The organism is Streptomyces sp. NPDC002574 (genome assembly GCF_042889545.1).
Classification (GTDB): Bacteria; Actinomycetota; Actinomycetes; order Streptomycetales; family Streptomycetaceae; genus Actinacidiphila.
Genome location: NZ_JBIARB010000003.1, coordinates 392776 through 412095, shown reverse-complemented (window position 1 = coordinate 412095; position 19320 = coordinate 392776). Strand labels below are relative to the sequence as shown.

The 19320-nt window shown below is 71.6% G+C and carries 17 protein-coding genes and 1 riboswitch; of the genes, 9 read left to right on the top strand and 8 right to left on the bottom strand.

The annotated features are described in order from the left end of the window. Positions 1 to 196 precede the first annotated feature (196 nt). Entirely contained in the window at positions 197 to 1708 is a 1512-nt protein-coding gene (locus ACFYXS_RS08760; RefSeq protein WP_389245385.1) for a DUF885 family protein, read from the top strand. A gap of 52 nt (positions 1709 to 1760) precedes the next feature. On the opposite strand, the gene ACFYXS_RS08755 is transcribed toward ACFYXS_RS08760, so the two are convergent. After that, entirely contained in the window at positions 1761 to 2537 is a 777-nt protein-coding gene (locus tag ACFYXS_RS08755) for an enhanced serine sensitivity protein SseB C-terminal domain-containing protein (protein ID WP_389245383.1), read from the bottom strand. 54 nt (positions 2538 to 2591) lie between these two features. After that, on the bottom strand, positions 2592 to 3383 hold the full coding sequence (locus ACFYXS_RS08750; RefSeq protein ID WP_389245380.1) for an enhanced serine sensitivity protein SseB: 792 nt from the start codon (positions 3381 to 3383) through the stop codon (positions 2592 to 2594). Between the two features lie 184 nt (positions 3384 to 3567). Here ACFYXS_RS08750 and ACFYXS_RS08745 point away from each other — a divergent pair, with 184 nt between their 5' ends. Next, positions 3568 to 4320, top strand: coding sequence for a hypothetical protein (locus ACFYXS_RS08745; protein ID WP_389245378.1), 753 nt, complete (start codon positions 3568 to 3570; stop codon positions 4318 to 4320). 48 nt (positions 4321 to 4368) lie between these two features. Here ACFYXS_RS08745 and ACFYXS_RS08740 read toward each other — a convergent pair whose 3' ends face one another. Then, positions 4369 to 5058 carry an ATP-binding protein gene (locus ACFYXS_RS08740; RefSeq protein WP_389245376.1) on the bottom strand — a complete coding sequence of 230 codons (690 nt, stop codon included), beginning with the start codon at positions 5056 to 5058 and terminating at the stop codon, positions 4369 to 4371. Positions 5059 to 5230: 172 nt separating this feature from the next. Further along, a riboswitch (glycine riboswitch) is annotated at positions 5231 to 5333 on the top strand. 184 nt (positions 5334 to 5517) lie between these two features. Between ACFYXS_RS08740 and gcvT the strand changes: the two genes are divergently transcribed. The 4 genes from gcvT to ACFYXS_RS08720 all read left to right on the top strand — a co-directional run bounded on the left by gcvT (position 5518) and on the right by ACFYXS_RS08720 (position 9974). Next, a complete protein-coding gene (gene gcvT / locus ACFYXS_RS08735; RefSeq protein ID WP_389245374.1) occupies positions 5518 to 6630 on the top strand; it encodes a glycine cleavage system aminomethyltransferase GcvT in 1113 nt (370 codons plus the stop codon). Positions 6631 to 6717: 87 nt separating this feature from the next. Then, the gene (gcvH, locus tag ACFYXS_RS08730) at positions 6718 to 7098 is read left to right on the top strand and encodes a glycine cleavage system protein GcvH (protein ID WP_389245371.1); all 381 of its coding nucleotides are present in this window, start codon (positions 6718 to 6720) and stop codon (positions 7096 to 7098) included. Positions 7099 to 7165: 67 nt separating this feature from the next. After that, complete coding sequence (gene glyA / locus ACFYXS_RS08725) at positions 7166 to 8437, top strand: serine hydroxymethyltransferase (RefSeq protein ID WP_389245369.1); 1272 nt, start codon at positions 7166 to 7168, stop codon at positions 8435 to 8437. A gap of 154 nt (positions 8438 to 8591) precedes the next feature. Next, positions 8592 to 9974, top strand: coding sequence for an L-serine ammonia-lyase (locus ACFYXS_RS08720; protein ID WP_389245367.1), 1383 nt, complete (start codon positions 8592 to 8594; stop codon positions 9972 to 9974). 153 nt (positions 9975 to 10127) lie between these two features. Here ACFYXS_RS08720 and ACFYXS_RS08715 read toward each other — a convergent pair whose 3' ends face one another. The 5 genes from ACFYXS_RS08715 to ACFYXS_RS08695 all read right to left on the bottom strand — a co-directional run bounded on the left by ACFYXS_RS08715 (position 10128) and on the right by ACFYXS_RS08695 (position 15125). Then, positions 10128 to 10439, bottom strand: coding sequence for a hypothetical protein (locus ACFYXS_RS08715; protein ID WP_389245365.1), 312 nt, complete (start codon positions 10437 to 10439; stop codon positions 10128 to 10130). A 441-nt stretch (positions 10440 to 10880) separates the two neighbouring features. Next, positions 10881 to 11468: a hypothetical protein gene (locus ACFYXS_RS08710; RefSeq protein ID WP_389245363.1), complete on the bottom strand. Its 588-nt coding sequence runs from the start codon at positions 11466 to 11468 to the stop codon at positions 10881 to 10883. Positions 11469 to 11873: 405 nt separating this feature from the next. Next, the gene (locus ACFYXS_RS08705; RefSeq protein ID WP_389245361.1) at positions 11874 to 13574 is read right to left on the bottom strand and encodes an FAD-binding oxidoreductase; all 1701 of its coding nucleotides are present in this window, start codon (positions 13572 to 13574) and stop codon (positions 11874 to 11876) included. A 12-nt stretch (positions 13575 to 13586) separates the two neighbouring features. Further along, on the bottom strand, positions 13587 to 14294 hold the full coding sequence (locus ACFYXS_RS08700; protein ID WP_389245359.1) for a lysophospholipid acyltransferase family protein: 708 nt from the start codon (positions 14292 to 14294) through the stop codon (positions 13587 to 13589). A gap of 39 nt (positions 14295 to 14333) precedes the next feature. Next, on the bottom strand, positions 14334 to 15125 hold the full coding sequence (locus ACFYXS_RS08695; RefSeq protein ID WP_389245357.1) for an SDR family NAD(P)-dependent oxidoreductase: 792 nt from the start codon (positions 15123 to 15125) through the stop codon (positions 14334 to 14336). Positions 15126 to 15369: 244 nt separating this feature from the next. On the opposite strand from ACFYXS_RS08695, the gene ACFYXS_RS08690 reads away from it, so the two are divergent. The 3 genes from ACFYXS_RS08690 to ACFYXS_RS08680 are packed head-to-tail and all read left to right on the top strand — an operon-like array spanning position 15370 to position 19303. After that, on the top strand, positions 15370 to 16197 hold the full coding sequence (locus ACFYXS_RS08690) for a hypothetical protein (protein ID WP_389245355.1): 828 nt from the start codon (positions 15370 to 15372) through the stop codon (positions 16195 to 16197). Next, positions 16194 to 18509 carry an HAD-IB family phosphatase gene (locus ACFYXS_RS08685; RefSeq protein ID WP_389245353.1) on the top strand — a complete coding sequence of 772 codons (2316 nt, stop codon included), beginning with the start codon at positions 16194 to 16196 and terminating at the stop codon, positions 18507 to 18509. Before ACFYXS_RS08690 ends, ACFYXS_RS08685 begins: the two co-directional genes overlap by 4 nt. After that, positions 18509 to 19303 carry a ferritin-like domain-containing protein gene (locus ACFYXS_RS08680; protein ID WP_389245351.1) on the top strand — a complete coding sequence of 265 codons (795 nt, stop codon included), beginning with the start codon at positions 18509 to 18511 and terminating at the stop codon, positions 19301 to 19303. Before ACFYXS_RS08685 ends, ACFYXS_RS08680 begins: the two co-directional genes overlap by 1 nt. The last annotated feature ends 17 nt before the right edge of the window (positions 19304 to 19320 follow it).

The following is a 19320-nucleotide window of genomic DNA, read 5'->3' as shown; positions in this document are numbered from 1 at the left end:
GGTGCTGTGGCAGGTGAAACCAGGGGTTGGGAAACCCTCTGGCGGGTGAGTCTTCATCCTGATCGCGATCACACACCAGACCCGGCGGGGAATGTATGCGCAACCGTGATGTGGTGACGCTTCGCCCGTTATTACCGTGGTGTTACGCGCGTTGACAGATCGCCGGGAGAGGCCCCGACTCGCTACCGTCGGATCCATGAATGATCGGCTTCGCGCGGTGTGCGACCTCATGGTCCCCGTGGTCAGGGAGATGGCAGGACTGCACGAGTACGACGGCCAGGTCCAGGATCTGTCGCCGGACGGCGTACGCCGCGGCCTGTCCGCGCTGGCCCACGCGCGACGCCGCGAGGCGCCTCTGGCGGACGCGCACGACGAACGGCACCTTTCGGTCTTCGAGGACACCCTCAAGGTCCAGTACGGCGAGCTGGAGCTGCACCGGCGGGACCCCTATCCGCATCTGTCCAACCTCGAACTGACCGCCTACGACCGGGAGTACGCCTCCCGCGAGGAGCTCGCGGAGGCCCGCAGGCGGCATCTGCTGCAGTGGCCGGACGCCGTGGACGCGGCCGTGGCGTCCCTCGACCGGGTGAGCGCGCCCGTCGCCGGGGCACTCCTGGGGGCGGTCCGCGGCCTGGCCGCCGGCCTCGACCCGGACCAGGAGCCGGAGGCCGGCCCCGCGCTCGCCGCGCACCGCCGGCTGGTGGACCACATCGCCCGGGCCGCCGAGACCGGCGACCCCGACCCGCGGCTCGGCGGCGACGCCCTCGCCGCGTTGATGGGCAGTCAGGAGGGCCTGCCGGTCGACCTGTCGGCGCTCGCGGAGGAGGCGGAACGCGAACGCGACCGGCTCACGGAACTGTTGACGGAGTCCTGCCGGCGGCTCGACCCGGAGCACACGGTGGACGAGCTGATCCCGCGGCTGCTCGCGGATCACCCCGCCGCGGAGGGGGTGATCCCCGAGGCCGCCCGGCTCACCGAGGAGGTCATCGAGTTCACCCGCCGACGGGGGCTCGTGCCGTGGCTCGACGGGGACTGCCTCGTGGGTCCCGCGCCGCCCTCGCGGCGCTGGTCCATGGCGATGATGACCTGGGCCGCCCCCGAGGAGGCCGACAGCGCCTCCTGGTACCACGTCACCCCGCCGGAGCCGGACTGGCCCGAGGACGAGCGCGAGGAGTGGCTGTCGGTCTTCAGCCGCACCAGCCTGCCCGCGATCACCGTGCACGAGGTCGCGCCGGGACACTTCGCCCACGGCCGGGCACTGCGGCACGCACCCACCCAGGTCCGGCGGGTGCTGCACTCGCTCTCCTTCTGCGAGGGCTGGGCGCACTACGTGGAGGAGGTCTGCCTGGAGGAGGGCTTCCGCTCCCGCGACCCCCGCTTCGCCATCGGCGTCGCCCTGGAGGCGCTCGTCCGTGTGACACGGCTGGCCTGTGCCATCGGGCTGCACACGGGGGCGATGACACTGGAGGAGGCCACCGCGCGGTTCATGCGCGACGCCCGTCTCGCGCGCGCCGGCGCCGCCTCCGAGGCCCGCCGGGGCACCTTCGACGCGGCCTACGGGCGCTACACCTGGGGCAAGTTGGAGATCATGCGGCTGCGGGAACGGGCCCGGCAGGAGTGGGGGCAGGACTTCACGCTGCGGCGGTTCCACACGTCCCTGCTGGAGCTGGGCAGCCCTCCGCTCGGACTGATCTCCGCGGTGCTCTGACGGGCCCCGGGGGGCGGCTGCGGGCAGGGCCCGTGAGCCGCCCCTGCAGGGCTCAGTAACGCTGCGGCGCCCACCCCTGGACGGCGCTCGCGGCTCCGCCGCCCGCGTGGGCGTCGCGGTCGTAGAAGGGCTGCGCGGCCGCCCGCATCCACATGCCGACGGGGTCGTACTCGTCGGCGAGGGCGACCGCGGCGACGGGCAGCCCCTGGGGCACCGCGGCGAGGGCGGACTGCATCATCAGGCGCACCGTCTCGGCGGACTGCGGGCCGGCGTCGTAGAGGTCGACGCCGATCGCGAGGTAGGGCTCGCCGACGGCGGGCTGGACCCAGGCGCGGCGCAGGGAGCGCACCGCGGGGGTGCGGTGGGCCTGCTGGGACAACAGGGCGTAGTACTGCGGGATCTGGAGTGCGGGCTCGGCTATCCGCAGCGGCCCCGCGGGGGCCTGGTCCAGCCCGAGACCGATCCGGCGCAGGTCGAGCCACGGGACGCCGACCCCGCCGCCGGGGGCGTGCGGATCGAGCCACAGGCCCCAGCGGTCCGGGAAGAGGGAGGCGGCGATCTCGCGGCCGGACACGACCTCGTGCGCCCGGGTCCAGCCGCTGGCGGCCAGTTCGCGCGAGGAGGTCACACAGGGGGCGTAACCGTAGCCGCCCACCTCGATGTTGCCGTACTGCGCGTCCGCGCCGCCGGGCGTGCCCTGCCACAGCAGCATCCAGACCTCGCTGTCGGCGAGGGTCCGCAGCAATGTCTCGTACGCGTCGAACCTGCCGGGCGTCACCTGCCGCAGCGCATGCTCCAGCCCACCGTCCCCTCCCGCGCCCGCGCCCACGTGACCCGCCCTTCCGTCTCTGCGTCGTCCACTGCTTCGGCTGCCGGACCCAGGTTATGCGCCGGTGCCGACAAAGAAGGGTCGCACGCGCTCGATCATCCAGTCCCCCACGGGGTCCTGCGCGACGTCGAGGAGGACGAGATTGACCTGCCACGGCACGGGGACGGCGCCGAGCGCGCGGCCGAGCGCGGTCATCGCGGCGACCCGGTCCTCCTCCTGCCAGCGGTCGAGTTCGACGCCGATGAAGAGCGCGGCCGGGTCCCCCTCGACGCTGGCCATGGCGCGACGCGCGGTGAGGACGACCGGGGTGACGGCGAACTCGCCAGCGGCGGCGGCCAGGAACTCCACCGGCTCCTCGTCCGGCGAGGGCTCCCACAGCCGCACCCGGGCGCCGGTCGGCGTGCCGGCCTCGCGGTCGGTGCGGCACAGTTCCATGACGGCGGGCGGCGGCAGCGGAATCCCCACCGCGCCACCGGGGTTGACGGCGATGCCGACCTGCGGCGGCAGTCCGCGGGCGAACTCGCGGGCCGGGGCGACGGCGAAGTCCATGCCCTGCGCGGCGTGCAGGAACTGCTGCTCGGAACTGAACACCGGGACGAAGACGCCGCCGCCGAGTTCGATGGTGGGAAGGTCCAGGTCGGGACTGCTCTGGTTGCCGCCGGCCGGCAGCGGGATCCACAACTGCGAGCGCCCCAGCACCTCCAGGACCCGCGCGGTCGCGCCGGCATCGCCGAGGGCCGCGGTGAGCACTTCCTCGAGTTCGTTGGCGGGCCAGGTGCCGGCGGGCTGTTCGCCCGCGAACGCCGGGGCGAATCCGTCGGGTATCCGCTGCCCAGGGATGTTCACTGCGTCTCGCCTCGCAAAATCCGGTCGTGGTGCCCTCTCCCAAAACCCTATCCGCAGGCGGCCCCGACGGACCCCTCCGGGCCAGGAACCGTCACACCGTGCGATCTTCCGGTTGCGAGGGGTCACGACTTCTCACAAGGTGGGGCAGGCAAGGACAAAACCCTCACTTGGGAGATTCCTCAATATGCGCATCACCAGGACCACCTCCGCCCTCATAGCTGCCGCCGTCTGCGGTTCGCTGACGATGGGCCTCACCGGCGGTGTCGCGAGTGCCCACGCCCCGGTCCGGATCACGGCCGTTCACCTGGCGCGTACCGCCGATGCGGCGGAGACCGGCCGTGCCGACATCATCGCCAAGCTGGGTGACACGCTGTCGATCGGCGCGAAGCTCACACAGGAGGCCCAGGCCCAGGCTCCCGACTCGGCGAAGCTCGAAGAGCTCCGCCAGGGCCTGGAGGAGGCGACCCAGCAGTTGTCCACGGTCGTCGACCAGGCGGCCGGCGCGGCCGGCCCGTCGCAGACCGACCAGTCCGGCGCCGACCCGGCGGCCCAGTTCCCGGCCGACCCCGCCGCCGACCCGCAGTTCGCCGACGTGGCGCTGCCCGTCGACAGCAGCGAGCGTGCCGCGGACGCCGTGTCCGACGTCCAGAAGCAGCTCGACACGCTGGTGACCGACGTCGCCGCGCTGCTGAAGGCGGCCGTGAACAAGGACCTCGCGGGGGTGACCGCCGGGGTGGCCAAGGTCGTCGCCGACCTGCAGGCGCTCCTGCTGTCCGTACCGAAGCTCATTCCCCTTCCCATCACCCTGCCGCTGGAGGACCAGTCGGCGCAGGACCCGCAGGCTCCCGAGGCCCTGGCGCCCGAGGACCCGGCCGCGGCTCCCCAGGCTCCCGAGATGCCTGCGGTGCCGATGGCCCCTGCCTCGCAGGTCCCGTAGTCAGCCCACTCACCGCAGCATCACCGCAGTACGGGGTGGCCCGGCCGCTCAGCCGTCGAAGTCGATGGCCTCGAGCCGCCGGGCCGCTTCGCGGTCCAGCAGCACCGCAGAGGTGCACGCGGCCGGCAGCCGGCCCTCCTCGGCGGCGCGCAGCAGCAGCCGCGAGGCCCGCTGGTGCCGGGCCATGGCGTACGCCGAGACCCCCCGCCCCCGCGAACGCTGCCCGTCGAGGGCGGCCTCCACGGGCACGTCGAGCAGCACCAGGTGCATCCCCCGGCCGCGGCGCCGGACCTCCCGGCCGACCCAGGCCCGTACCCACGGCAGGGTGCCGCAGTCGTGCAGGGCCACGCCGGCCCCGGAGCGCAGGGCCCGCCACAGGCCCGTGTAGTGCGCCAGCCGCACCAGCGGACGGTAGACGGCATAGGGCAGCAGGCGGGGCATCCGGGCCTGCCAGCGCTCGCGCACGTCCTGGGAGTCGATCAGCCAGGCGTCGCCGGACACACGGCGCATGAGCGTGCTCTTGCCGCCGCCGGGGAGCCCGGAGACGATCAGGACGTCACCGGCCGGGTAGCGCAACCGCCGTACCGGGGTGCGGCTCGCGCGCAGGTCGACCAGCCGGCCCGGGCGCACCGAGCGGCCGGCACGGGCCGCGCCGCGGGGACGGACCGGCGGCCTCACGGCCGCCGGACGGGGAGCGGCCGGTGCCCCGGCCGTCGCGTACGCACTCTGCCACCGCACAGTCGCCCTCCCGGTGAGACTTTCAAGAAATGGTAAATCCTCGGTATGCGCCTACCCGGGGAAGCGACGCGGTGACAACACGATCGGGACCCGACCGGGACATCGGGGACACGGCCGCGACAAGGCCGAGCGGCCGTGCAATGATGGCGGCCTCAATCACATATCGGCCGTTCGAGGCCGCGCGGGAGAGTTCCCCGCTCCCGCCGTGGCGGGCGGGGCGCCGAAGGAGCAAGTCCTCCCTTGAATCTCTCAGGCACAGATACCGCGCGTCCGAGGCACATCTGAAAAGCGGGCGAGCCCTCCCGGTCCGGGGCGGCCGCCCCACCCAAGGTGCAAACCCGGGCTCCTCCGCACGGAGGGTCCAGGTGAACCTCTCAGGTTCCGATGACAGATGGGGAGGGCAAGCCCCCCTCCTGTCATCGCCAGACCTGTCTTTCCATGTCCTTGGGAGCCCGCCCGATGAGTGAACCCCGCCGTACCGCGCTGGACGCCCTGCACCGGTCCCTCGGTGCCACCATGACCGACTTCGCGGGCTGGGACATGCCGCTGCGGTACGCCAGCGAGCGCGACGAGCACACCGCCGTACGGACCCGGGCCGGTCTCTTCGACCTCTCCCACATGGGCGAGATCACGGTCACCGGCCCCGCCGCAGGCGAGGCGCTGGACCACGCGCTGGTCGGCCACATCTCCGCGCTGGCCGTGGGTCGCGCGCGCTACACGATGATCTGTGCCCCCGACGGCGGCATCCTGGACGACCTGATCGTCTACCGCCTCGGCGAGCAGGAGTACATGGTCGTCGCCAACGCCTCCAACGCCCAGGTCGTCCTGGACGCCGTGACCGAGCGCGCCGCCGGCTTCGACGCCGCCGTCCGCGACGACCGGGACGCGTACGCGCTGATCGCCGTCCAGGGCCCGGAGTCCCCCGGCATCCTGAAGTCGCTGACCGACGCCGACCTCGACGGCCTGAAGTACTACGCCGGGCTGCCCGGCACGGTCGCCGGCGTCTCCGCGCTGATCGCCCGCACGGGGTACACCGGTGAGGACGGCTTCGAGCTGTTCGTCGCCCCCGCCGACGCCGAGAAGCTGTGGCAGGCGCTCACCGACGCGGGTGCGGGCGCCGGCCTGGTGCCGTGCGGCCTGTCCTGCCGGGACACGCTGCGCCTGGAGGCGGGCATGCCGCTGTACGGCAACGAACTGACCACCGCCCTGACCCCGTTCGACGCCGGTCTCGGCCGGGTCGTGAAGTTCGACAAGCCCGGTGACTTCGTGGGCCGGCAGGCCCTGACCGCCGCCGCGGAGCGCGCCGCGGCCGAGCCGCCGCGCAGGCTGGTCGGCCTGGTCGCCGAGGGCCGCCGGGTCCCGCGGGCGGGCTACCCGGTGGTGGCCGGCGGCGCCGTGATCGGCGAGGTCACCTCGGGCGCCCCGTCCCCGACCCTGGGCAAGCCGATCGCCATGGCGTACGTGGACGCCGCGCACGCCGCGCCGGGCACCTCCGGTGTGGGCGTGGACATTCGCGGTACCCATGAGCCGTACGAGGTGGTGGCGCTGCCGTTCTACAAGCGGCAGCGCTGAGGCTCCGCCCGCACACCGGGCACCGCCGTCCCACCTGTCAAGACAGCCGTTCACCAGCACATCCCGTCATCCAGGAGAATTCACGCCATGAGCAACCCCCAGCAGCTGCGCTACAGCAAGGAGCACGAGTGGCTGTCGGCCGCGGACGCGGACGGCGTGTCCTCGGTGGGCATCACCGAGCACGCGGCGAACGCCCTCGGCGACGTCGTCTACGTCCAGCTCCCGACGGTCGGCGACTCGGTGTCCGCGGGCGAGACCTGCGGCGAGCTGGAGTCGACCAAGTCGGTCAGCGACCTGTACTCCCCCGTCTCCGGTGAGGTCACCGAGGTCAACGAGGACGTCGTCAACGACCCCTCCCTGGTCAACTCGGCCTCCTTCGAGGGCGGCTGGCTGTTCAAGGTGAAGGTGTCCGAGGAGCCGGGCGACCTGCTCTCGGCCGACGAGTACACCGCCTTCACCGGCAGCTGACGCCGCCGCGGCGGCACCAGGCCGCCCCGACCTGCCCACCCCGACCTCCGGACGGATGACCCCCCAGATGTCGCTTCTCAACAGCTCCCTGCACGAGCTCGACCCCGACGTCGCCGCCGCCGTCGACGCCGAACTGCACCGCCAGCAGTCCACCCTGGAGATGATCGCCTCGGAGAACTTCGCTCCGGTCGCGGTCCTCCAGGCCCAGGGCTCGGTGCTGACCAACAAGTACGCCGAGGGCTACCCCGGCCGCCGCTACTACGGCGGCTGCGAGCACGTCGACGTCGTCGAGCAGCTCGCCATCGACCGGGTCAAGGCGCTGTTCGGCGCCGAGCACGCCAACGTCCAGCCGCACTCGGGCGCGCAGGCCAACGCGGCCGCGATGTTCGCGCTGCTGAACCCCGGCGACACGATCCTGGGCCTGAACCTCGCCCACGGCGGGCACCTGACCCACGGCATGAAGATCAACTTCTCCGGCAAGCTCTACAACGTGGTCGCCTACCACGTGGACGCCGAGACCGGCCAGGTCGACATGGCCGAGGTCGAGCGGCTGGCCAAGGAGTCCCGGCCGAAGCTGATCATCGCCGGCTGGTCCGCGTACCCGCGGCAGCTGGACTTCGCGGCCTTCCGGCGGATCGCCGACGAGGTCGGCGCCTACCTGATGGTCGACATGGCGCACTTCGCCGGGCTGGTCGCGGCGGGGCTCCACCCCTCCCCCGTGCCGCACGCGGACGTCGTCACCACCACCACGCACAAGACGCTGGGCGGCCCGCGCGGCGGCGTCATCCTGTGCAAGGCCGAACTCGCCAAGAAGATCAACTCGGCGGTCTTCCCCGGCCAGCAGGGCGGCCCGCTGGAGCACGTCATCGCGGCGAAGGCGGTCGCCTTCAAGGTCGCGGCGAGCGAGGAGTTCAAGGACCGCCAGGTCCGCACCCTGGAGGGCGCGAAGATCCTCGCCGAGCGGCTGACGCAGGCCGATGTCACGGCGGCGGGCGTCTCGGTGCTCTCCGGCGGCACGGACGTCCACCTGGTCCTGGTCGACCTGCGCGACAGCGACCTGGACGGGCAGCAGGCCGAGGACCGGCTCCACGAGATCGGCATCACGGTCAACCGCAACGCCGTCCCGAACGACCCGCGCCCGCCTATGGTCACCTCCGGCCTGCGCATCGGCACGCCCGCGCTGGCCACCCGCGGCTTCGGCACCGACGACTTCCGCGAGGTCGCCGACGTCATCGCCGAGGCGCTCAAGCCGGGCTTCGACGCGGAGCAGGCCAAGGCGCTCGGCGCCCGGGTCGCCGCGCTCGCCGAGCGGCACCCGCTCTACCCCGGCCTGAAGTAGCGATCGTCACCCGTTGTGCGGGACCGCCCCGGCCGGCGGTCCCGCACACTGGACCTTGCGCGCGACACCCGTGCGCGCCATCCGTACCACCCGGCGGCGATCCCGCCGGCCACCCACGGACAACGGGGTCCGTGAACCCGAGGAGTCCTTCACCGTGGCCATCTCCGTCTTCGACCTCTTCTCGATCGGCATAGGCCCGTCCAGCTCGCACACCGTGGGCCCGATGCGCGCCGCCCGGATGTTCGTCCAGCGCCTGAAGAACGACGGACTGCTGGTCGGCGTCGCCTCCGTGCGCGCCGAACTCTTCGGGTCCCTCGGCGCGACCGGCCACGGCCACGGCACCCCCAAGGCGGTCCTGCTGGGCCTGGAGGGCGAGTCCCCCCGCACGGTCGACGTGGACACCGCCGACGCCCGTGTGGAGCTCATCCGCGGCACCGGCCGCATCAACCTGCTCGGCGCCCACGAGATCCCCTTCTCCGCCGACAACGACCTGGTGCTGCACCGGCGCCGCTCGCTGCCGTACCACGCCAACGGCATGACGCTCTTTGCCTACGACGAGTCCGGCGCGCCCGTGCTGGAGAAGACCTACTACTCGGTGGGCGGCGGCTTCGTCGTCGACGAGGACGCGGTCGGCGAGGACCGCATCAAGCTCGACGACACCGTGCTGAAGTACCCCTTCCGCACCGGCGACGAGCTGCTGCGCCTCACCCGCGAGACCGGCCTGTCCATCTCCGGCCTGATGCTGGAGAACGAGAAGGCCTGGCGCTCCGAGGCCGAGATCCGCGCGGGCCTGCTGGAGATCTGGGGCGTCATGCAGGACTGCGTGAACGCCGGCCTCACCCGCGAGGGCATCCTCCCCGGCGGTCTCAAGGTGCGCCGCCGCGCCTCCGCCACCGCCCGCCAGCTGCGGGCCGAGGGCAGCACCGCCGCGCACGCGATGGAGTGGGTCACCCTCTACGCCATGGCCGTCAACGAGGAGAACGCCGCGGGCGGCCGCGTCGTCACCGCTCCCACCAACGGCGCCGCCGGCATCATCCCGGCGGTCCTCCACTACTACGTCAACTTCGTCGCCCAGGCGTCGACGGAGGCCGAACGGGAGGACGGCGTCGTCCGCTTCCTGCTCGCCGCCGGCGCGATCGGCATGCTCTTCAAGGAGAACGCCTCCATCTCCGGCGCCGAGGTCGGCTGCCAGGGCGAGGTCGGCTCCGCCTGCTCCATGGCCGCGGGCGGCCTCGCCGAGGTCCTCGGCGGCGGCCCCGAGAAGGTCGAGAACGCCGCCGAGATCGGCATGGAGCACAACCTCGGCCTCACCTGCGACCCCGTCGGCGGTCTCGTCCAGATCCCCTGCATCGAGCGCAACGGCATGGCCGCGGTCAAGGCCGTCACCGCCGCGCGCATGGCGATGCGCGGGGACGGGCGGCACCACGTCTCCCTCGACAAGGTCATCAAGACCATGAAGGAGACCGGCGCCGACATGAAGGTCAAGTACAAGGAGACCGCGCGCGGCGGGCTCGCGGTGAACGTCATCGAGTGCTAGCCCGCTGGGCGGGGTCCCCGCGGGGTCGAGCGTGGCCGGCACGCATCCCGCAGGGGCGTCTCGTGACCCGGCCCAGAGCCGCCGGAGCCCCCCACGAACCTCGTGGGGGGCTCCGGCGTGCCCATGCGTTGCCGTCAGACGGTCAGCAGCGTCCTACACGGCCGATTCGCGCTCGAGAAATGCCACCAGGTTGCCGAAGTAGGGACCCTTTCCGGCATCCCAACCCTCCTGGGCACCGAGCTCGATCTGCAGCTCGCGAGCCGCAGCGAGAAGCGCTCGCGCCAGCGGAGCGCGAATGTGCTCCGGGTGCGCATCGAAGTCCACGCCGTAATCGAAGATCTCCCACTGCAGGCTGTCGAGCCCCTCTGCGCGAAGCTTCTCACGCGTGCGGTCCAACAGCCTGTCCCAACCGCGCTGACCAATTGACCAATCGCTGCCGTCGCTGAAGCCCACAAAGGCAGACATCAGTACCCGTCTCCCAAAATTATCGCCGGACTCCTTGGCGCCCCCTGGTCTCCGCCCAGGAGTCCATGGAGGTGAAGATTGTGTCGATCTGAGAGCTGTTGGCGCCAGTGAGATCCAGCACAGTGTAATCGGCACTCTTCTGGTAGAGGTGCTTCTGCAGGGACGCCAAGAATTGCCGCGCGTTCCATCTCGCGTATGCGTCGACGGTCCCGATGGCGTCATACGTCCTGTTGTTTTCGTCGATGGAATCCTCTGATGCGTTGTTCTCCCTGAAACCTCGCAACTGTCCGCCGTTGTACGACGGGTCGTCCATGAGTCGCGCGGCCTGGTTGCCGCCGCCGAGGTCGTAGTAGCGGGTGGCCTTGGCGGTCGAGGCGCCCTTGTTCAGGGTGAGTTCGGTGGTACCGAGGTAGAGCGTGGTCTCACTGTCGGTGCGGCGGATCAGGCGGTTGCCGTCGGGGTCTCGCCGGTGCGGTGGCCGGTGATGTCGTAGGTGTACGACAGCCAGTACGGCGCGGGCCCGCCGAGCGGGGAGCCCGGTGTGGCCTGGCAATTGGTGGCGCCCTGTGCCCAGGCTTCGGTGAGGCGGCCGAGGTGGTCGTAGGTGAAGCACTGGTTGTCGGTGCCGTCGCGGGAGACGTCGCTGATGGAGGTGATGTTGCCGGCGTCGTCGTAGCCGTAGGTGGAGGACTTGTCGACGCCGGGGACGCCTTCGCGGTCGACCCGGGAGTTGTCCAGGCGCTGGGTGCCCCACTGGTAGGTGTTGGTGACCTGGGTCTTCTTGCCGCCGCTCTGGTACGTGAACTGCAGGGGCTTGCCGGTGTAGCTGTAGGCGGTGCCGGTGACGTAACTGACGCTGCCCGTGCCGGAGAGCGTGACCGGACGCATCACGTCGTCGTAGGTGGGGGTGAGGACGTCGGAGGCGAGGCGGCCGGCGGCCGGGTAGCTGGACGACTGGACCGTCCCGTCCGGGTCGTACTTCGTGTTGACCTGGTAGGAGCCGGCCAGCGCGCTCTCCGAGGCCGGCAACGAGGCGGCCGGGACCGTGGCGGTGACGCGGTTCGGGCGCTACAGCGTGTCGTAGATGTTGTAGGTGGTGGTGAACGCCTGCCCGGACGCGCCGCCGACATAGCCGGTGGCCGGAGGCGAGTTGGCCCACCCTCCCGGTGGGGTCCCAGACGTGCTTGGTCAGCGTCGGCCCGGTCACCGGCCCGTCGTGGGTCTCCAGCTCACAGCCCAGACCGTCGTAGACGTGGCTGATGGTCTGCTTCGGGCTGCGCGAATCGGTGCTGGAGGTCAGCAGGTTGCGGTCGCCACCGCCCGCACGGCAGGACGCCGGGTCCCCCGCCGGCCGGCGTGCGCCGGCCGATCGAGGAGATGGGTCACATTCGGCCGAGCGGTCAGGCGCGACGGGTCCGGGGCGCGGGGCCGCGCTCAGAGCACGATCTTGCGCGGGTTGAAGTTGCCGCCCGGGTCGGCGGATTCGAAGAGGCCCGACATGACGGCGACGCCCTGCGGCGAGATGTCCTCCTCCAGCCACGCCGCGTGCTCCAGGCCCACCCCGTGGTGGTGCGAGATCGTGCCGCCCGCGTCGATGAAGGCCTGCTGGATCGCGCGCTTGACCGTGTCGTACTCGCCGAGCGGGTCGTCGCCGAACACGAAGGCGAAGGTGAAGTAGAGGCACGCTCCCGAGTGGTACGAGTGCGACATGTGCGACATCGTCCAGCCCTTGCGGCCGATCTCCTCGTAGGCGCGGTCGGCCGCCGCGTAGACCGCGGCGTGGATGCCGCGCAGCTTCGACCACGGACCGGCGGTCTCGCTCACGTCGCCGGCGGCGCCGCGGTCGAGGAGGAAGTCCCGGATGTACGGCGTGTCGAACTTCTTCTGGTCGTAGAGCGCGCCGGGCCCCTTGCCGACACCGATGCCGTGGTGCTTGCGCACGATCCGGTCGACGAGCGACTTCTGCAGCTTCGCGTGCGCCTCGTCGCCCTCGAAGCCGATGAAGGACAGGCACATCTCGTCGAGGTTCCAGCCACGCCGCCTGAGGTACGCCATGAGGCCGGCCTGCGCCTTCTTCTTGATGCCCTTGGACTCCTTGCTCGTCGCCAGGGAGAAGCCCGTCTCGTGCGCGTCCGAGATCCGGGTGACCGAGGGCGACACGTCGCTCTCGGCGATCTCCCGCATCGCGGCGAGGCCGTGGTCGAAGTCCTTGAAGAAGTAGGCGTGGATGGCACGCCTCTCGGGCAGCCGGTGGACCTGCACCGTGACCTCGGTGATGACGCCGAGCCGCCCCTCCGAGCCCACCACCATCTCCCGCACGCTCGGCCCGGTCGACGCGCTCGGAACGGCGCGGATCACCAGGACCCCGCCGGGCCGGACGACCCGCAGTCCCTTGACGATGTCCGCGATGTCGCCGTACTTGTCCGACTGCATGCCGGACGAGCGCGTGGCGACCCACCCGCCGAGCGAGGAGTGGGTGAACGAGTCGGGGAAGTGCCCCATCGTCCAGCCCTCCCGGTTGAGTTGGGCCTCGAGATCGGGTCCCAGCGCCCCCGCCTGGATGCGCGCCAGGCCGGAGTCGGCATCGATCTCCAGCACCCGGCCCAGGCGTCCGAGGTCGAGCGAGACGACGACCCGGGACTCGTCGGGGTGCGGTTCCAGGCTGCCCGCGATGTTGCTGCCGCCCCCGAAGGGGATGATCACGGCGTCGGCCCGGACGGCCGCGTCGACCACGCCCCGCACCTGCGCCTCGTCGGCCGGGTAGACCACCACGTCGGGAGTGCGCGCGATCTCGCCGGCCCGGAGGCGGACCAGGTCGCGCAGGCTCTTGCCGTACGTGTGGACGACCCGGGACAGGTCGTCGACGACGGCGTTCCCGGGTCCGACGATGCGGCCCAGGACCGCGAGGAGCTCCTCGGGTGCCGTCGGGGCGGGCACCTCGATCCGCGCGAAATCGGGCCGTTCTGCCTGCTCCCCCGCCCGGAGGTCGAGCCCGACGGCCCGGTGCACGAAGGGCGCGAAACCGGGTTTGTCCTCGTGACGGAAGCCGACGCCCTCCACGCCCCAGCCCCACCACTTCATGTGCTTCACATCACCGGTGCGCAACGCGTCGGTGCGGCTGGTGGGTTCGGTCACGGACGGTCTCCTTCAGACATGACGACGTGAGGTGGCGTGCGCGCCGAGGACGCGGTCGGAGTGCTCCTCGGCCAGGGCGACGATCGCCGAGCGGATGCGATCGCTGAACTCGCTCACCGGCTCTCCGGGAAGGGCGGTGAGCGGTTCGCCGAAGACCACCCCGACCGGCAGGCGGCCCGGTTGGGGCCAGTTGGATCCGCGGGGATGCGCCGCGTGCGCGCCGATCACCGCGACGGGGAGCACGGGCACCGCGGCCGACGAGGCGAGCGCCGCCGCCCCGGGCTTGAACGCCCCCAGCGACCCGTCGCGCGAGCGGGTGCCCTCGGGAAAGATGAGGAGCGGCACGCCCCGGTTCAGCAAGCCCCTGGCACTGACCCCGCGCGGGTTCGCCCCGGTGCGGTCGACCGGGAAGGCGTTGAAGAACAGGGCCGTCAGGCCGCGCCGCCGCCACACGTCGAAGAAGTAGTCGGCGGCGGCTCCCACCGCGAGATAGCGCGCCAGACGGCGGGGCAGCGCGCCCATGATGAGCGGCGTGTCGAGGTGCGAGGTGTGGTTGGCGACGACGACATACGTGTCGTCGACGTTCGCCAAGCGCTCGCGTCCGAGCACCGTGACGCTGGTCACGCTCCAGACGACGGGCTTCAACAGCCCGCGCTGCGCGACGAAACGCGCCGCGGCGTGAGAGCGTGACGTGAAACGGTCGCGCATCGTCGCGTGCATCCGCTTCCTTCCGGTGCGGGCTCGCCCGCACTGCTTCTTTCAGTGACTGGGACTGTCTTTGCGGCTGGACGAGATCTGCCGCGAGATCCACCGCACCGCGCGGCGCGGAAGATGGCGCGTGATCCAGATGAGCAGCCGGTACCGAAAGCTCGGCATGGAGACCACCCGTCCGCGCCGTACGTCGCGCAGACTTGTCTCGACAAGCCGATCGGCGTCGAGCCAGAGGACGTTCGGAATGCTCGACGAGCGGATTCCGGCCCGGGCGTGGAATTCCGTGCGGACCCAGCCAGGACACAGCGCGGTCACGGTGACGCCCGTACCGTGCAATTCGTTCGCCAGTCCCTCGGTGAGCGAGGTCACAAAGGCCTTGACGGCCGAATAACTTCCCATCGTGACAAAGCCGGCGGTGCTCGACACATTGACGATCGCGCCGTGCCCGCGTTCCCGCATGGCCCGCCCGGCGGCGCCGGCGAGCACCAGCACCGCGCGCGCCATGACCTCGATCGCCCGGTCGTGCGGAGTCGTGTCGGCCGAGGTGATCGCAGCGTGCACGCCGAAACCGGCGTTGTTGACGAGCATGCCGACCGGACGGGCGGGGTCCACCAGCCGGGCGGCGACACGTTCGACGTCGGCGCGATCGGCCAGGTCGGCGGGGAGCACCTCGACGGCACGGCCGCGCGATTCGAGCTCGGCCGCCATCAGGCCCAGCCGCTCCCTGTCGCGCGCGACCAGGACGAGGTCCCAACCGCGGTCCGCCAGAGCGCGCGCGAACGCCGCTCCGATCCCCGAGGTCGCACCTGTGACAAGGGCGACTTCCGCACCGCTCACCATAGTTTCATCCGGCATCTGCCCGACATGGGAAATCCCCGCGCATGACGCACCCTTCTCCGCTCGACTCCTCCTGATTGACCGGGCACCCGCCGATCCTGTGACACGCGTTTCCTGAATGCGGAGCCACGGCAGATGTCACACATGCGCCGGCTGCCCGGTCACAGGTGATAGCCCCGGAACACCACTCGCACGTTCCGGGGCCCCTGCACAGTTGCCTTCCACCCCGGCCCCAGAAAGCCCGCGCATGTACTCACAAGACGAGGCGACGACAACGCCGCCCGGCACAGCGGGCTTCGACGTGCGCGAGTTCGCCCGTACCGCACACGGCAGCCACCGCGGAAGGCTCGGCCTCGGGCCGCTCGCCGAGGAACCGCTCGACGCCGCGTCCGTCCGGCTCGTCCGCGCGCTGCGCGACATGGAAAGGGCCACGCTGCACCGCGTGCGCAACCTCCTCGTGACCGCGACGCACAAGGACGCCCGGGTCACCGCGTTCCTCACCACGTGGATCTTCGAGAGGTTCTGGGTCGCCGACGCGCTCGACGCCGTCCTGGAGGTCTCCCCCGCCGCCCACGGCCTGCCGTCGCCCGCCGGCCGGGCCCGGTGGGCACCGGCGGAGCGCCGTGAGCGCCGCGGCCCGATCCGTCGCTCCCTGATCGCCGGCGTCACCGGTACGGAGATCGTCGCCGAGCACGTGACGACGGGCCTGGTGGACGAATGGATCACGACGGCGGCCTACCGGCGTCTGGCCGGGATCTCCCCCGCCATGGCGTCGATCATCGACCCCGTGGTGGGGATCAAGCAGCGTCACATCGACTTCCTCGCCGAGGAGTCGCATCTGCGGCTGGGGCGCTCGGTCCGCGCCCAGCGCATCACCCGTCGCGCCCTGCGGCACTCCGCGTGGCCGCTCGGCTCGGTCGGCCGCGCCGCGCACGAGCGCGCCTTCTTCGAACGCCATGTCTTCGGCGACCCGGACGGACGGGCCGAGGCGGCCCGGGTCCGCGCGATGGTCGCCGCGCTCCCCGGCATCGGTCCCGGTGTCGCGTCCACCGTGGAATCGAGGCTCCTTCCGTGACGCCGCACAGTGCGAAGACCGAACTCGGCACCGCGCACGTCCTGCTCACCGGCGCGACCGGCTTCGTCGGGCAGGCCGTGCTGGAGCGGCTGCTCGCCGACCATCCCGCCGCCCACATCTGGCTCCTGGTGCGCGGGAAGGGCAGGCAGACCGGGCAGGACCGGCTCCGGCAGCTCCTGCGCAAGCCCGTGTTCGGGCGCTGGCGGGACGCCCTGGGGGCCGAGGAGGCCGAACGGGTCGCCGGTGAGCGGATCACGGTGCTCGACGGCAGCATGACCAGCGTCCCCGAGCTGCCCGCGCGCCTTGACGTGGTGATCCACTCGGCGTCGACGGTCTCGTTCGACCCGCCGATCCACGAGGCGTTCGACACGAACGTCAACGGCGCCGCGAGCCTCTACCAGGCCCTGCTCGCCTCCGGATCGGACCCGCACGTCGTCCATGTGTCGACCTGCTACGTCGGGGGACTGCGCCGCGGTGTGGTGCCCGAGGCCCGGCTCGAGCACGACGTCGACTGGCGCACCGAGTGGCGCTCCGCGACCCAGGCCCGCGAGCGCACCGAGCTCACCTCGCGGGAACCGGCGCAGCTCGAACGGTTCATGTCCCGCGCCCGCGGCGACCACGGCAAGGAGGGCCCGATCGCGGCGGCCCGCGCGAGCGAGGACGCGCGGCGCGCGTGGGTGCGTTCCCACCTCGTCGACGCCGGCCGGCGGCGCGCCCAGAGCCTGGGGTGGACCGATGTCTACACCCTGACGAAGGCACTCGCGGAACGTGCCGCGGAGGACCTCTGGGGCGAGGCGGGGCACCGGCTCTCGGTGGTCCGGCCCGCGATCATCGAGAGCGCCCTGCGGCATCCGTACCCCGGCTGGATCGACGGCTTCAAGGTCGCCGATCCGCTGATCTTCGCCTACGGCCGCGGCCAGCTGCCGGACTTCCCGGGGCTGCCCGACTCGATCCTCGACGTCATCCCCGTCGACTTCGTCGTCAACGCCATCCTCGCCGCGGCGGCCAACCCGGCCCCCGCCGGCGAGCCGGAGTACTTCCACATCGCCTCGGGCGCGTCGAACCCGCTGCCCTTCCACCGCATGTACGACAACGTGCGCGACTACTACCTGCAGCATCCGCTGCCCAACGACGACGGCTTTGTCCAGGTGCCGACCTGGAAGTTCGCGGGCGAGCGCAGGTTCAACCGGCGTCTTTCGCTGGCGAAGAAGAAGGCCGACCTGTGGGACGCCGGTCTGCGGCTGATGCCGAACGACGAGCGCAAGCGCGCACGGGCGGCCGAGAACGCCAAGCTGCGCGCCGGAATCGACACCCTCGGCAACTTCACCGACCTCTACCGCGCCTATGTGCAGACCGAGATCATCTTCGACGACCGCAACGCCCGCGCGCTGAACGGCGCCCTTCCGGCCGAGGTGCGCGAGGACCGCGGCTTCGACGTGGAGGGGATCGACTGGGAGGAGTACCTGCAGAAGGTGCACCTGCCCTCGCTGGGCGAGCTGACGGCGGTCTACCGCCGCCGGAAGGCCGGGGCCGCCCGGCCCGCGGGCGCCCGCCCGAGACCCGGGCTGCCGCAACGCACCGACGTGCTGGCCGTCTTCGACCTGGAGCGGACCGTCGTCGACTCCAACATCGTCGAGCAGTACCTCTGGGTGCGCACCGCGGGCTTCCGCAAGGCGGCCTGGCCGAAGGAGGTCGCGGACCTGCTCGTCTCGCTGCCCGGTTACCTCCGCGCCGAGAAGCGCGACCGCGGCGAGTTCATCCGTGCGTTCCTGCGCCGCTACCGCGGCATGCCCGTCGCCCGTCTCGAGGAGGTCGTACGGCGCGGCTACGCCGACACGATGCTGCGGCACACCTGCACGGACGCCCTGGCGCGTATCCGCGAGCACCGTGCGGCCGGTCACCGTACCGTCCTGGTCACGGGCTCCATCGGCCTGCTCGCCGCTCCGCTCGCCGACCTGTTCGACGAGGTCGTCGGGAGCGCCATGCACGTGAAGGACGGCGTGCTCACCGGCTACCTCGACAAGCCGCCGCTCGTCGACGAGGCGCGGGCCGCGTGGCTCCTGCGGTACGCCGAGGAGGGCGGCTACGACCTCGCGGCCTCCTACGGCTACGGCGACAGCCACTCCGACCTGCCGTGGCTGTCGCTGCTGGGCAAGCCCTCGGCGATCAACCCCGACGCCGAGCTGGCGCGCCAGTCGCACCGCAGGAACTGGGACATCCACCGCTGGAAGCGCGGCGGTTCGGGAGTACGCGGCGAGGTCATCGCCGCACGGGCGGCTATCCCCGCGCGCACCGACGAGAAGAGCGACTGATGGCATTCGACATTGACAAGTACGCGAAGAACTCCACCGGGGTGCAGTGGGCCGACCTGGACTTCGACAGGTTCGAGCGCGACCCGCTGCCCGAGGGGACGCTGCGCACGCTGCGGTACATGTGCGACGTCGAGTACCACACGGTCTGCTACATGCGGGATCTGCTGACGACCCCGTCCCACAAGGAGCCCGCGGTGGGCGCCTTCATGACGATGTGGAACCGCGAGGAGTTCTGGCACGGCGAGGCGCTCGCGGCCGTGCTCGAACGCCACGGCGTCCGCGTCGACTTCGACGCGCTCAAGGCGACCCGGCTGAGGCTCGGCTGGAAGGACCGCCTGGGGACGGTGAAGCAGACCGCGATGAGCCGCCTCATCGGGAACGACTTCGTGGCCGTGCACATGGCGTGGGGCGCGGCGAACGAGTGGTCGGCGACCGCGGCGTACCACCGGCTCGCCGCACTGGAGAGCCACCCGGTGCTGGTGCCGCTGCTGAAGCGGATCGCGCAGCAGGAGACGAAGCACGTCGCGTTCTACGCCTCGCAGGCGCGCGACCGGCTCGCGGCGAGCAAGAAGGCCCGGGTGTTCGCCCGGTTCGCGCTCGAGAAGGCCTGGGGCCCGGTCGGCTCGGGCATCATGTCCGACAGCGAGGTCACGCACGTCATGACCCACCTCTTCGCGGGCGCCGAGGGCCGCAGGCTCGTCCGCGACGTCGACTCGCACATCGCGAAGCTGCCGGGCATGGAGGGGCTGCGCATCGTCGAGGACTCCATGGACAAGCGCGGCATCCCTGCCTGAACGCCTGTACGCCGGAA